Here is a 13,967-nt window from a genome sequence, read left to right as displayed (position 1 = left end):
GTAAACTGCGCGCCATTGCATGCCCGCTCTGATTTTTCCTACGGTAATCCCATGACTTTCGCCACCCTTGGCCTGATCGAACCCTTGCTGCGCTCTCTCGAGACGCTCGGCTACCAGACCCCGACGCCGGTTCAGGCGCAAGCCATTCCGGCGGTGCTGGCCGGTCGCGACCTGATGGCCGCCGCCCAGACCGGCACCGGCAAGACCGCCGGTTTCGCGCTGCCGCTGCTGCAATTGCTGGCCATGGAAGGGCCGAAAGTCACCGCCAACTCGGTGCGCGCGCTGATCCTGGTGCCGACCCGCGAGCTGGCCGAGCAGGTTCACGAAGCCGTGCGCCAGTACGCCGAGAACCTGCCGCTGAGCACTTACGCGGTGTACGGCGGTGTCAGCATCAACCCGCAGATGATGAAGCTGCGCAAAGGCGTTGACCTGTTGGTCGCGACACCGGGCCGTCTGCTCGACCTGTTCCGCCAGAACGCGCTGAAATTCAACCAGCTGCAAACCCTGGTGCTGGACGAAGCCGACCGCATGCTCGACCTGGGCTTTTCCGAAGAGCTGGGGAACATTTACCGCGTGCTGCCGAAGAAACGTCAGACGCTGTTGTTCTCCGCGACCTTCTCCGACGCGATACGCCTGCTGGCCGGGCAGATGCTCAACGATCCGCTGAGCATCGAAGTCAGCCCGCGTAACGTGGCCGCCAACACCGTCAAGCAATGGGTGGTGACGGTGGACAAGAAGCGCAAGCCGGAACTGTTCATCCATCTGCTGCGCAAGGGCAAGTGGAAGCAGGTGCTGGTGTTCGCCAAGACCCGTAACGGTGTGGATGCGCTGGTGGAAAAACTCCAGGGCCTGGGCATCAACGCCGACGGCATCCATGGCGACAAACCCCAGGCTACCCGTCAGCGTGCGCTGGACCGTTTCAAGGCCAGCGAAGTGCAGATTTTGGTGGCCACTGACGTCGCGGCCCGTGGTCTGGATATCGAAGATTTGCCGCTGGTGGTCAATTTCGACCTGCCGATCGTCGCTGAGGACTACATCCACCGCATCGGTCGTACCGGTCGTGCGGGCGCCACCGGGCAGGCTATTTCGCTGGTGTGCGCGGATGAAGTGAATCTGCTGTCGGCCATCGAGACGTTGACGCGTCAGACGTTGCCTCGCCAGATCGAACACGATTTTGAACCTGAGCACCGCGTGCCGGAGACCGATGCCAGTGGTCAGGTGGTGAAGAAGCCGAAAAAACCGAAGAAGCCGAAGACGTCCAGTGGCGGTAAGCGCAATTTGGGTAAATGGGTTGAGAGTGGCGATGCTTCGGCGCCTGAGCCTTCGATCAAGCCTGTGCGTAAGGTGCCGGTGTTCAACACTGGGCCGCGCAAGAAGAAGCCTTAGAATTCGCTGCGTCCGTTAAGCCGCCATCGCGAGCAGGCTCGCTCCCACAGGGTATTTGTGACCGACACAGATCCCCTGTGGGAGCGAGCCTGCTCGCGATGGGTTCAGCTCGGTCTCAAGACTTGCGCTTGAGCCACTCCACCATCCCCAACCCCGCCGCACGTCCACTGGCGAAGCACGCGGTCAGCAGATAGCCGCCCGTCGGCGCTTCCCAATCCAGCATTTCCCCCGCGCAGAACACGCCAGGCAGTTGCTTGAGCATCAAACGTTCATCCATCGACTCGAACATCACGCCACCGGCCGTGCTGATGGCCTCGTCCAGTGGACGGGTTTTCACCAATGTCAGCGGCAGCGCCTTGATCGCTTTGGCCAGCAACGCCGGATCGGCGAAGCATTCTGCCGGCGTCAGCTCCCGCAGCAGCGCCGCTTTCACGCCATCTATCCCGAGCTGACTGTGCAGATGTTTGGACATTGAACGAGATCCGCGCGGTTTGCTCAGCGCCGCCTGAACTTTATCCACAGGTCGGCCCGGCAACAGGTCGAAGTGAATCGTCGCCGAACCGTGCTGATTGATCGCTTCGCGGATGGGGGCGGACAGGGCATAGATCAAACCGCCTTCAATTCCGGTGGCCGTGATCACACATTCCCCGAGCCTCGGCACATCGTCATTGAGACCGATGGCGATGTTTTTCAGCGGGGCGCCGGCGAATTTGCTGACCATCAACTCGCTCCAGGTCTGCACCTCGAAGCCGCAATTACTCGGTTGCAGCGGGCTTAGTCCTACACCGCGTTGCTCCAGTGGCAGCATCCATGCGCCATCGGAACCGAGGCGTGACCAACTGCCGCCGCCGAGGGCCAGCAGGGTCGCGTCAGATTGCAGGGTTTTTTCGCCATCAGGACTTTCAACACGCAAGCCACCGTTGTCATCAAAGCCGAGCCAACGATGGCGGGTGTGGATAACTACGCCAGCCTCCCGCAACCGTTTGAGCCAGGCGCGCAGCAGTGGCGCGGCCTTCATGTCGGTCGGAAAGACCCGGCCGGAGCTGCCGACAAAGGTTTCGATGCCCAGGTCGTGAATCCACTGGCACAGCGCTTCGGCACCAAAGGCGCGCAGCAGCGGCGCAATCTGCGGTGCGCGCTCGGCGTAGCGGGAGAGAAAAGCCGGGTAGGCTTCGGAATGGGTGATGTTCATGCCGCCCACGCCCGCCAGGAGAAACTTCCGACCTACCGAAGGCATGCCGTCGTACAGATCGACCTTGACCCCGGCCTGGCTCAACACTTCAGCGGCCATCAGGCCGGCGGGGCCACCGCCGATGATGGCGACTTGAGGGGGGAGGGGGGCGGAAGATTGGGTCATGGAATGCGCTGCGGTTCGGCGGAATAAGCCGGGCATTCTAGCAGCCCAGATCCCTGTGGGAGCGAGCCTGCTCGCGAAAGCGGTGGTTCAGTCGACATCAATGGTGACTGCTAAATCGCTTTCGCGAGCAGGCTCGCTCCCACAGGGGATTTAGGGTGGGTTCAAGAGTTGATCAAAAAACAACCACACCTCTGCAGGCTATACGCTGCATGGCCTGTAGGCCCTTTCACTCAGGTTATCCACAGGCAGTTCCACAGGCATTGTGGGTAAAGGCTCACACCTCAATGACAACCTGATGACGTCCAGACCCGCTGCGCGCTGTGATGCAGGATGCCATGACGTCGTGCCAGCGCCTGGCGGTCCTTGCTGTAGCCGCCGCCGATCACCCCGACCACCGGGATATCGCGCCCCAGGCAGTGGCGCATCACGCTTTCATCGCGAGCGGCCACGCCTTCGTCTGTCAGCTTCAGGTAACCCAGCGCGTCGTCCTTGTGCACATCGACGCCAGCGTCGTACAGCACCAGGTCCGGCTGGTAGAGCGGCAGCAAATAGTTCAGCGCGTCGTCGACGACCTTCAGGTAATCGGCATCGCCCATGCCCTTGGGCAGCGGGATGTCCCAGTCACTTTCGGCCTTGCGTGCAGGAAAATTCTTCTCGCAGTGCAGGGAAACGGTGATCGCGTCCGGGGTGTTGTGCAGAATCCGTGCAGTCCAGTCGCCCTGATGCACGTCGCAATCAAAGATCAGCACCCGATTCACTCGACCGCTTTCCAGCAGGTAATGGCTGATCACCGCCAGGTCGTTGAAGATGCAGAACCCCGCCGGGTAGTCGTAATGGGCGTGGTGCGTGCCGCCCGCCAGGTGGCAGGCCAGCCCGTGTTCCAGCGCCTGTTCCGCCGCCAGCAATGAGCCGCCGACCGCGCGCACCGTGCGCCGGGCCAGGGCTTCGTTCCACGGCAAGCCGAGGCGCCGCTGGTCTTCGCGGGACAACTCGCCGCTCATGTAGCGTTCGATATAGGCAGCGTCATGGGCGAGGGCGAGAATTTCCGGCGGGCAGATTTCCGGGCGCAGCAGGTCGGCGTCCCGGGTCAGCCCGCTGTCCACCAGGTGATCGCGCAGCAGGCGAAACTTGTCCATGGGGAAGCGGTGTTCCGCCGGGAACTCGGGGCTGTAGTCTTCGTGGTAGATCAGTGGCAGCGGCATGGCGGGCTTTTATCAAGTACGGCGTGTAGGAATGAGTGAAGGATCCTACCAGCGATGTAGACTCGCGGCATGGAAAGGGGGGACATGATGGAGCCGATACTCGAACTCGAAAGCGCGCGATTGCTCTTGCGGCAGTGGCGTGATGAGGATTTGCCGGCGTTTGCGGCCATGTGCGCCGACCCGCAGGTGATGCGTTATTTTCCGGCGCCCTTGAGCCGACTGGAAAGTGCTTCGCTGATCGGGCGGATTCGCGGCCACTTCGCCGAGCATGGCTTCGGCCTCTGGGCGTTGGAGCGCAAGGACACCGGCGCCTTTATCGGGTTTACCGGGCTCGGTGTGGTCGGTTTCGATGCGCCTTTCACCCCGGCCATCGAAATCGGCTGGCGCCTGGCGCGCGAGCACTGGGGCCTGGGGTATGCCAGCGAGGCGGCATGGACTGCTCTGCGCTGCGGGTTTGACCGGCTGGCGCTGCAAGAGATCGTGTCTTTCACCAGCGACAGCAACACGCCGTCGCAGAAAGTCATGCAGGCCATCGGCATGCACCATGATTCAGCCGATGACTTCGAGCACCCGAAGCTCGCCGTCGGGCATCCCCTGCGCCACCATGTGTTGTACCGCATCAGCCGCGAGCAATGGCTGCAAACCTTGCATGGATAAGACGGCCCGGACGTTTACAATGGCGCCAATGATGGCCCTGGCCGGAAACTGAACCGACCGCCGCAGCCAAGACTGCGCGGCATTGCGTTGTGTGAGGAGAGTTTGAATGAGCCAAGTGTTGGATGATCTGGTCGACTTGCTGACCCTGGAACCGATCGAGGAAAACCTGTTCCGTGGTCGCAGCCAGGACCTGGGTTTTCGCCAGTTGTTCGGCGGCCAGGTGATCGGCCAGTCCTTGTCGGCAGCCAGTCAGACGGTCGAAGAAACGCGCCATGTGCATTCGATGCACGGTTACTTCCTGCGTCCGGGCGATGCCGGGTTGCCGGTGGTGTATCAGGTTGATCGCGTGCGCGACGGCGGCAGTTTCAGCACGCGACGGGTGACGGCGATCCAGAAGGGCAACCCGATTTTTACTTGCAGCGCCTCGTTCCAGTACGACGAAGTAGGCTTCCAGCACCAGATCGAAATGCCGACCGTGGTCGGTCCGGAAAACCTGCCCTCGGAGCTGGAACTGACCCAGCAGCGCGCGCACCTGATTCCCGAGCACATGCGTGAAAAGCTGCTGTGCCCGAAGCCGATCGAATTCCGACCGGTCACCGAGAAAGATCCCTACAACCCGCAGCCATCGGAACCGATCAAATACGTCTGGTTTCGCGCCGACGGTGCGTTGGCCGACACCCCGGCGCTGCACAAATACCTGTTGGCCTACGCCTCGGATTTCAATTTGCTGACTACCTCGATGCAGCCCCACGGCAAGTCGGTCTGGCAGAAAGACATGCAGGTCGCCAGTCTCGATCACGCGCTGTGGTTCCATGCGGACCTGCGTGCCGATGACTGGTTGCTCTACGCCATGGACAGCCCGTGGGCCGGTAATTCCCGTGGGTTCAGCCGGGGCAGCGTGTTCAATCGCGCCGGGCAACTGGTGGCGTCGGTCACTCAGGAAGGCCTGATTCGTCATCGCAAGGATTGGGCATGAGCCTGGCTGAGGTGCGGCATTGGGTGTTCGACATGGACGGCACCCTGACGGTGGCCGTGCATGATTTCGCGGCGATTCGCGTGGCGCTGGCGATCCCGGCCGAAGACGACATCCTGACCCACCTCGCCGCGCTGCCGGCCGATGAGGCCGCGGCCAAACATGCGTGGCTGCTGGAGCATGAGCGCGATCTGGCGCTCGGTTCGACAGCGGCGCCGGGCGCGGTGGAACTGGTGCGCGAGCTGGCCGGGCGTGGTTATCGCCTGGGCATTCTGACACGCAACGCCCGGGAGTTGGCGCATGTGACGCTGGAGGCGATCGGCCTGGCCGACTGCTTCGCGGTGGAGGATGTGCTGGGCCGCGATGAAGCGCCGCCGAAGCCGCATCCTGGTGGTTTGCTGAAATTGGCCGAGGCCTGGAACGTGCCGACGAGCGAGATGGTGATGGTCGGTGACTACCGCTTCGATCTGGATTGCGGACGGGCGGCGGGGGCGCGGACGGTGTTGGTGAACCTGCCGGATAATCCGTGGCCTGGGCTGACGGATTGGCATGCGGTGGATTGTATTGCGCTGCGGGAAATGCTTTCGGCTTGAGGGCCTCATCGCGAGCAGGCTCGCTCCCATAGTTGTCCGTTCTAATGTGGGAGCGAGCCTGCTCGCGATGGCGTCAGATCAGGCAACACAAAACTCACTGCCCAAACAAAACCTTCTGCCCCTCCGGCGACGTAAACATCCCATCGCCGTTATGCCCAACCCCGGGCACTTCAACCAGTTGCTGATTCAATCCTTGCGGATGGCTACGCTTCAAAAACTCAAAATAATTGCGCCCGCGAACCAATCGATTGGCGCCTTGGGCTTTCGCCTCGCAACTTTTATCCAGCGCCGGATGATTGGGGTCGATGTCCTGTTGCCCCAGTAGATAAACGATGTCGCGCTGAACGTAGTTTTCCTCCAACTGCGCGGGCGTTCGTCCTTCGGCGTAAGCGGGCAAGTCCGACAGGCCGTACTTCCAGCGATTGAACGCCGGGCAACCGGCATGACTGAACGCCACTGGCCGCCGCTCATCGAAATACGCGTAGGAGGACGGGTTGGCGATGACGTAGCGCACGTGCACGCCGGCCGCCTCGAGTTCCGGTTGTTCGTGACTCAACAACGCATACCGCTGAACCACCTGAGCCCCGCCCGAGTGGCCCGCGATGACGACGTCTTTCACATCCGGAAACTGTCGACGATCGCCCAGGCGGGCGATGATCTGGTCGAGTGCCGCGTAGGAACTCAGCGCAAACGGCGCGGTGGACAGCCCGCCGGCCATCCAGTCATTGCCCTGCCAGCGCAACACGGTGTCGGCGACTGGGTGAAGAGCCACGTCGGTTTCATTGAGAAATTGCGGGGCGATCACCAGGGTGTTCGCGCTTTGCCCGGCGAGATCCGCCGCCCGCTCGGCGCTCTGGCGATAGGTTTCGGCATTGCGCAACCGGCCATGGATGATGATCAACACGCGTTCGATTTTCGCCGGCGCAGGGCCGATGCCCACCGCCATCTCACCTTCTTTCAACAAGAGTCGGCCGGGGCTGATCTCCTTGACCCCATGCTCGGCCGCCTGGGTACTTGCGCAGGTTAACAACAACGCCAACAGCCACTTATTCATTTACAAATTTTTCGCCGCAAAGGTATCGCACTGGCCCACCTGGCCTTGCGCAAATCCGGTTTTGAACCAGCGCACCCTTTGCGCTGACGTGCCATGGGTGAACGAGTCCGGCACCACGCGGCCCTGACCCTGCTGTTGCAAGCGGTCGTCGCCGATGGCGTTGGCCGCGTTCAAGGCTTCTTCGATGTCGCCCGGTTCCAGCCAGTTCAGGCGTTTTTGCGCGTTGTTGGCCCAGACCCCGGCCAGGCAATCCGCCTGAAGTTCCTGGCGCACCAGCAAACCACCGTCGCCTTCCATTTGCCGGCCTTGCTGGCGGGCCGCCTGAATTTTCGCGGAAACGCCGAGCAAGGTCTGAACATGGTGTCCGACTTCGTGAGCGATCACGTAGGCCTGGGCGAAGTCGCCCGCGGCGGAAAAGCGTTGCGACATCTCCTGGAAGAACGCCATGTCCAGGTAGACCTTCTGGTCCGCCGGGCAATAGAACGGCCCGGTCGCCGAGGTGGCGAGGCCACACGCCGAATTGACCCGGTTGCTGAACAGCACCAGTGTCGGGTTTTTGTACTGGCGGCCGGCCTGCTGAAAAATCTGGCCCCAGGTGTCTTCGGTGTCACCGAGGATCGAACGGACGAACTCCGCCCCTTCATCGTTGGCCGGTGGTGCCTTGCGGGTTTGCGTCGAGGCCGGTGCCGATTGCTCGGTCATCTGGCCGGTCAGCTGGCCGAGGATCTGCAAAGGGTCCTGGCCGGTGATCCAGCCGATCCCGACAATCAGAATGATCGCGGTGAGGCTCAGGCCCTTGCCACCCCCGAAGCGCATCCCGCCGCCACCACCGCCGACATCATCGCCACGGGCATCGACCACGTTGTCGCTGCGTCGGCCTTTTTTCCATAGCATGTGGGAATCCTCTGATTATCCGTGGGGATGAGTGTTGCTGGTGAGTGGGAGCGGCGCCAGTCCGGTCGTCCGGCTTTTATACGGGCGGGAACATTACTGAGTGTATTGAACATGGATAACCCATCGAATTCCGTCAGACGATGGGTTTTTATGATGTCAGGGCGAACGCCCGATGACCTGTAGGAGCCGGCTTGCCGGCGATGGCGTCCGTAAGATCGCTATCGCCGGCAAGCCGGCTCCTACGAAAAGCGGTTCTGTGATTAACGGTCGAACGCATCCCACACCGGCGCAAAGTCCGGGCTGACCTGTCGCTCGCGCTTGGACAAGCCCGCAATCAATGCGCGGTCTTCGTCATCCAGTTGCACGTCGAGCGCGGCGAGGTTGGCCAGTTGATTGGCCTCGCTGCTGGCCTTGGGAATCGCCGCAACGTTCGGTTGGTCCAGCAACCATTTGAGCGCGACCTGCGTCGGCAGAACCCCGTGTTTGGCCGCGATCTGCTGGATCTGCGGCACGTCCGATACCTTGTTGCGGGCCAGCGGCGTGTAGGCCGTCAGCGCCAGGTCATGTTGAAGTGCGTAGTCCAGCAGTGCGTTTTGTCCGAGCAGCACGTGGTATTCGACCTGGATGGCAGACAGCGGCGCGCCCAGTTCTTCGACGACTTTGCGCAGCAGCGGCAACGGAAAATTCGCCACGCCAATGTTGCGCGCCAGGCCTTGCTCCTTGAACGACACCAGGGTTTCTATCGTGCGGGGCAGGTCCCAATCGGTGGTCGGCCAGTGGATCATGAACAGATCGACGTAATCACTGCGCAAGGCCTTGAGGCTGCGATCCATGGAGTGGCGCATGGCGTCGGGTTGCAACTGGTCCCACCAGACCTTGGTGGTGACATGAATCTGCTCGCGAGGCGTAGGACTGTTCACCAGCGCCTGACCGACTGCGTCTTCGTTGTTGTAGGCGGCGGCGGTGTCGATGTGCCGATAACCCAGCTTCAACGCCTGTTCAACGGCGCGGGTGCATTCTTCGCCGAGCATCGGCCAGGTACCGAGGCCGAGTTTGGGCATGTTCAAGCCGTGTGCGTTAACGATGCGCTGCATGGTCGATCTCCTGTTCGTGAACCGTGATTCCTGCGATGTGCCGTGCGGCGATGTAGCCGAAGGTCAATGCCGGGCCCAGATTGATGCCGCCCGCGGGGTAGTGCCCGCCCATGATGCTGGCCATGTCGCCGCCCGCCGCGTACAGCCCGGCGATGGCTTGTCCTGAGTCGTCGAGGACCTGGGCATGCTCGTTGACCTTGAGACCGGCAAAGGTGCCAAAACATCCCGGCTGGACCTTCACCGCATAGAACGGGCCTTGTTCGATGGGCGCGACGCACGGGTTGGGTTGCTGCAAGGCATCACCCTGTTTACGGTTGTAGGGCGTCGAGCCGCGGCCGAACAACGGATCTTCACCGTGACGCGCATGCCGGTTGTATTCCGACACAGTGCTGCACAGACCGTTCGCGTCGATCCCGCAGGCACGGGCCAACTCCTCAAGCGTGTTGCCGGTTTTCAGATAGCCGCTGCGGATAAAGGACGACAGCGGCACCGGAAACGGCCGAGAGATGCCCAGTCCATAGCGTCGTTGAAAACCATGGGTGCAAATGAGCCACGAGGCCACTTCCTCGTCCTGAGGGGCGGCGGCGACCATGGCCGTCACGTAGTCGTAATAGCCGTTGGCTTCGTTGACGAAGCGTCGGCCGTTGCTCAGCACGCCGATGATGCCGGGTTTGCCGCGTTCGATGATGTGCGGAAAGTGGCCGATGCGGCCATCGCTGTGCGGCACTTGCGAGACTGGCGCCCAGGCCACGGGGGAGGCCATGTCGCTGTTCACCCGGGCCCCGGCGCTTTCGCCCAGGCGCAAGCCGTCACCGGACACGCCGAGGGGTGGCAGCGCCCAGTGTTCGTGGCCGGTCGGCGTGCGCGGGAACAGTGCCTTGCGACGTTCGATGTCATTGGCGAACCCGCCGGCGGCGAGCACTACGGCCTTGCGTGCGTGGACGCGAACCTTGCCTTTGGCAGTGCTGATCACCGCGCCCCGGACTTGGTCGCCCTCGCGAAGCAGCTCACTGACGGGGGCCGATTCCCACAGCAGGACACCCAGGTCTTCGGCAGATTTCGCCAGCCGTGCGACCAGCGCGACGCCGTTGACCAGTTGCATCGCCCGGCCATGCAGCACGAGGTCGAGCAGGTGCCGGGTGAAACGCCGGGTGACGTGCCACGCGGCCGGCACCGAACGGGTCAGGTTGAGAAACGCGGTCAGGTCCACCCCGGCCATGATCGGCATGCCCATGAACGAAGTTTCCCGCATGGTTTTGCGAAGACGCTGAAGCAGTTTGCCGACTTTTCGCCCGTCATAAGGCGCCGCGATCACCGAGCGCCCGCCCGTCCCGGCGCCGGGTGTGTCGCCATGAATATCGGCGATGGCGTTACCGTCGGCGAATTGCAGTGAGGTGTGTTGCTCGAAGAACGCGACCATGCGCGGGCCTGCTTCGAGAAACGCATTGATCATCGCCGGATCGTAGCGCTCGCCGAGTTCATGTTTGAGGTAGGTGCGCGGCAGCTCGATGTCTTCGACGATGCCGGCGCGGCGGGCCAGCGGATTGCACGGCACCCAGGCCCAACCGCCGGACCACGCCGTGGCACCGCCGAACACCGGGTCTTTCTCTGCCACGATCACCTTCAATCCATGCCATGCCGCGGTGACCGCGGCTGATAGTCCGGCAGCGCCGGATCCCACGATCAGCACATCACAATCGATGTCCGGAAGAGTGTGCGGCTCGGCAGGCATGGTCTGAAACTCCAGCTATATTTTTAGAATTTGATTCCAGAAAATATAGCGATGCGACAACACTCGGCAACCGCTTCTACGATAAATCGGGCGGTTATCGGACATTGGGTTCCGGATTTCGCATTGCGCGGTTTGTCTTCTAGAATCGGCAAAATTTCAGGCGGAACCTTCCATGGCCGGCAGTCAGATCGAACGTGTTTTCAGCGTGCTGGAATGCCTCACCAGTGACCCTCGCGGCCTGCCGATGCAGACGCTGGCGGAGCAACTGGACATCCCTAAAAGTGCCACCCACCGGCTGCTCGCCGAGCTGATTCGGCTGGGATATGTGCGGCAGAACCCGGACAACCTGCGCTATCACCTGTCGACCAAACTGGTGGCCATGGGTTTCCGTTACCTGTCGAGCAGCGGTGCAGATATCGTGCAGCCGGTGCTGGATCGCCTGGCCCAGGAAACCGGCGAACTGGTGCGCCTCGGGGTCATCGAAGGCGAGCGCCAGACCTGGATCGCCAAGTCCCAGGGCGCCCGCGCGGGGTTGCGTTACGACCCGGACATGGGCCGTGATGCGCCGCTGTTTTACACGGCGTCGGGCCATGCGTGGCTGGCGTGCATGAGCGATGCCGAAGCGTTGTCGCTGGTGGAACGGCAGGGCGGCGAGCGGCCCAAAGACCTCGGGCCGAACGCACCACGCTCCAATATTGAATTGCTCGAGCGCCTGCGCCTGGCGCGGGAACAGGGTTACGCTTGGGTCGAGGAGAGCTCGGCGGTGGGTACGTCGGCGATTGCGGCGGTGGTGCGTCATCCGAGCGACGGGCGAGTGATTGGTGTGTTGAGTATTGCTGGCCCCAGTGCGCGGATGCCGGGCGCGCGGCTGCATGAGTTGGCGCCGGTGCTGTTGAAATTCACCGAGGAATTGTCGGCGGCGAGTCTGGCTTCGGAACTCTTCAGTTAATAAACAGCTTTCGCGACCAGGCTCGCTCCCACAAGGGATCGTTGTCTGGCCGGGAAAGTTGTGCGTTGTTCGCACGCTTTCGCAGATCGCTTGTGTAAGAATCTGGAACCAGGTTCTAAATTGTTGGGGGGCCAACCAACAATAAGCACAAGAGGACCGCACCATGCCTTCCCCCGTTCGCATCGCCCTGATCGGTGCCGGCAACATGGGCCAGCAGCATTACCGGCATCTGAAAACCCTGACGGAAGCGACTTTGTGCGCAGTGGCCGACCCGGGCCCGCAAGCGGCAGGCCTGGCTGCCGAGTGGGGTGTGAGGTATTTCGCCGATCACCGTCAGATGCTGGAGCAGATGAAGCCAGACGCAGTGATCGTGGCCAATCCGAATAACCTGCATGTCAGCACGGCACTCGACTGCCTCGCGGCCGGTGTGCCGGTGCTGCTGGAAAAACCGGTCGGCGTGCACCTGGATGAAGCGCGTGAGTTGGTGGCCGCCTCGAAAGCCACCGGCGTCCCGGTGTTGGTCGGCCATCACCGCCGGCACAATCCACTGATCGTTCGCGCCCACGAACTGGTGCACGGCGGTGCCTTGGGGCGGTTGACGACGGTGACGGCGCTCTGGCAATTGCGCAAACCCGACAGTTATTTCGAAGTGCCGTGGCGCCGCGAACCGGGGGCAGGGATGTTGCTCACCAACCTGATCCACGACCTCGATCTGCTGCGGCATCTGTGCGGCGAAGTGCGCCAGGTTCAGGCGATCACCAGCCATGCGGTGCGCGGGTTTGCCAATGAGGATTGCGCGGCGGTGCTGCTGCAATTCGACAGCGGTGTGCTGGGCAGCCTGACCGGTTCCGATGCGGTGGCGGCACCCTGGAGTTGGGAGCTGGATTCCGGGGAGAACCCGGTGTATCCGCGTCAGTCGGACCAACCGTGTTACTTGCTGGCCGGCACCGGCGGCGCCTTGAGCATTCCGCAGCTCAAGCGCTGGCATTACGCCGAGGTTGACGGGGGATGGCATCAACCGTTGTTGCCGGTGCAGGAAAGCTTCAGCGCCGATGAAGCCCTGCGTTTGCAGTTGCAGCATTTCGTGCAGGTGGTGCGGCGGGAAGTCGAGCCGTTGGTCAGCGCCGCCGATGCTGCGCGCACGCTGGCGTTGGTCGAAGCCATTCGTGAAGCCGCCGAATCCGGTCGTGCCTGCACGCCGATGTCGATCGAGGAATGAACATGAGTGAACGGATCTTTTCCCTGGCCAGTCTGACGGTACTGGAATTGTCGCCGCCGCAGATGGTGGACGTCGCGGCACGGGCCGGTTACAGCCACGTGGGACTACGCCTTGAACCGGCGACGCCTGAAGAACATCACTTTGCCCTGGTAGCCGATGTCGGACTGCGGCGTGAGACGTTGGCCCGGCTGCGAGACACCGGCGTCCGTGTGCTGGATGTTGAAATCCTGCGGCTAAAACCGCAGACCGTCGTCGCCGATTTCGAGAAAATTCTGGCCGTCGGTGCAGAGTTTGGTGCCAGTGAATTACTGGTGGCGGGTAACGATTCCGACGAGCAGCGGCTGACGGACAACTTCGCCCGGCTCTGTGATCTGGCGGCGACTTACGGACTGCACCCGCACCTGGAGTTCATGCCCTGGACCGATGCGCGCAATCTTGAACAAGCGGTGCGCATCGTCGAAAGCGCTGGTCGTGAAAACGGCGCGGTGCTGGTCGATGCGTTCCACTTCGACCGCTCGGGATCACGGCTGGAAGATCTGGCCAAAGTCGCCCCGTCACGGTTACGGTATGCGCAGTTGTGCGATGTGGCGGGGCCGCGTCCGACGGACATGGCGGAGATTTTGCGTCAGGCCCGCAACGAGCGACGTTTTCCGGGGGATGGCGATTGTGACCTGGCGGGGTTGTTGCAGTGTTTGCCGGCCAACATTCCGTTGAGCCTGGAAATTCCCACCGTGAAGTTGCTGGAACAGGGCGTGAGCGGGTTGCAACGGGCGCAGATGGCGCTGGATAAAACCCGGGAATTGTTGGCGCGACTTTAAGCGGTGCTACGCACCTGTCGCGGGCAAGTCGGGTCGCCC

Annotated in this window: 13 protein-coding genes; 7 read left to right on the top strand and 6 right to left on the bottom strand. The window is 62.3% G+C overall.

Annotated features, from left to right (window positions below):
• The first annotated feature begins 51 nt into the window (after window positions 1–51).
• Complete coding sequence (locus tag ACF6ZU_RS08925; protein WP_392891655.1) at window positions 52–1,386, top strand: DEAD/DEAH box helicase; 1,335 nt, start codon at window positions 52–54, stop codon at window positions 1,384–1,386.
• Window positions 1,387–1,501: 115 nt separating this feature from the next.
• Here ACF6ZU_RS08925 and ACF6ZU_RS08920 read toward each other — a convergent pair whose 3' ends face one another.
• Together ACF6ZU_RS08920 and ACF6ZU_RS08915 are read right to left on the bottom strand one after the other, a co-directional pair.
• Window positions 1,502–2,743, bottom strand: a complete 1,242-nt coding sequence (locus tag ACF6ZU_RS08920; RefSeq protein ID WP_392891653.1) for a TIGR03862 family flavoprotein — start codon at window positions 2,741–2,743, stop codon at window positions 1,502–1,504.
• Between the two features lie 281 nt (window positions 2,744–3,024).
• A complete protein-coding gene (locus tag ACF6ZU_RS08915) occupies window positions 3,025–3,945 on the bottom strand; it encodes a histone deacetylase (protein WP_392891651.1) in 921 nt (306 codons plus the stop codon).
• 87 nt (window positions 3,946–4,032) lie between these two features.
• Between ACF6ZU_RS08915 and ACF6ZU_RS08910 the strand changes: the two genes are divergently transcribed.
• The 3 genes from ACF6ZU_RS08910 (at window position 4,033) to ACF6ZU_RS08900 (ending at window position 6,168) form a co-directional block, all read left to right on the top strand.
• Complete coding sequence (locus ACF6ZU_RS08910) at window positions 4,033–4,602, top strand: GNAT family N-acetyltransferase (RefSeq protein WP_392893754.1); 570 nt, start codon at window positions 4,033–4,035, stop codon at window positions 4,600–4,602.
• Window positions 4,603–4,708: 106 nt separating this feature from the next.
• Window positions 4,709–5,578, top strand: a complete 870-nt coding sequence (tesB, locus tag ACF6ZU_RS08905; protein WP_392891649.1) for an acyl-CoA thioesterase II — start codon at window positions 4,709–4,711, stop codon at window positions 5,576–5,578.
• Entirely contained in the window at window positions 5,575–6,168 is a 594-nt protein-coding gene (locus ACF6ZU_RS08900; RefSeq protein WP_392891647.1) for an HAD family hydrolase, read from the top strand. The genes tesB and ACF6ZU_RS08900 overlap by 4 nt, the downstream gene beginning before the upstream one ends.
• 94 nt (window positions 6,169–6,262) lie before the next feature.
• On the opposite strand, the gene ACF6ZU_RS08895 is transcribed toward ACF6ZU_RS08900, so the two are convergent.
• The 4 genes from ACF6ZU_RS08895 to ACF6ZU_RS08880 form a co-directional block, all read right to left on the bottom strand.
• A complete protein-coding gene (locus tag ACF6ZU_RS08895) occupies window positions 6,263–7,222 on the bottom strand; it encodes an alpha/beta hydrolase (protein ID WP_392891645.1) in 960 nt (319 codons plus the stop codon).
• The gene (locus tag ACF6ZU_RS08890) at window positions 7,223–8,116 is read right to left on the bottom strand and encodes a neutral zinc metallopeptidase (RefSeq protein ID WP_392891644.1); all 894 of its coding nucleotides are present in this window, start codon (window positions 8,114–8,116) and stop codon (window positions 7,223–7,225) included.
• 260 nt (window positions 8,117–8,376) lie between these two features.
• Window positions 8,377–9,210 carry an aldo/keto reductase gene (locus tag ACF6ZU_RS08885; protein ID WP_392891642.1) on the bottom strand — a complete coding sequence of 278 codons (834 nt, stop codon included), beginning with the start codon at window positions 9,208–9,210 and terminating at the stop codon, window positions 8,377–8,379.
• Window positions 9,194–10,942 (bottom strand): FAD-dependent oxidoreductase, encoded by a 1,749-nt coding sequence (locus tag ACF6ZU_RS08880; RefSeq protein ID WP_392891640.1) that lies wholly within the window; start codon window positions 10,940–10,942, stop codon window positions 9,194–9,196. Before ACF6ZU_RS08880 ends, ACF6ZU_RS08885 begins: the two co-directional genes overlap by 17 nt.
• Window positions 10,943–11,114: 172 nt before the next feature.
• On the opposite strand from ACF6ZU_RS08880, the gene ACF6ZU_RS08875 reads away from it, so the two are divergent.
• From ACF6ZU_RS08875 to ACF6ZU_RS08865, 3 genes are all read left to right on the top strand, one after another.
• Window positions 11,115–11,891: an IclR family transcriptional regulator gene (locus tag ACF6ZU_RS08875; protein WP_392891638.1), complete on the top strand. Its 777-nt coding sequence runs from the start codon at window positions 11,115–11,117 to the stop codon at window positions 11,889–11,891.
• 163 nt (window positions 11,892–12,054) lie between these two features.
• Complete coding sequence (locus ACF6ZU_RS08870; protein WP_392891636.1) at window positions 12,055–13,110, top strand: Gfo/Idh/MocA family protein; 1,056 nt, start codon at window positions 12,055–12,057, stop codon at window positions 13,108–13,110.
• Between the two features lie 2 nt (window positions 13,111–13,112).
• Window positions 13,113–13,928: a sugar phosphate isomerase/epimerase family protein gene (locus ACF6ZU_RS08865; RefSeq protein ID WP_392891634.1), complete on the top strand. Its 816-nt coding sequence runs from the start codon at window positions 13,113–13,115 to the stop codon at window positions 13,926–13,928.
• The last annotated feature ends 39 nt before the right edge of the window (window positions 13,929–13,967 follow it).

The organism is Pseudomonas migulae, assembly GCF_043225285.1.
In the GTDB taxonomy this organism is placed as follows: Bacteria; Pseudomonadota; Gammaproteobacteria; order Pseudomonadales; family Pseudomonadaceae; genus Aquipseudomonas; species Aquipseudomonas migulae_C.
The sequence above is the reverse complement of the archived record's forward strand: the minus strand, read 5'-3'. Positions and strand labels throughout refer to the sequence as shown.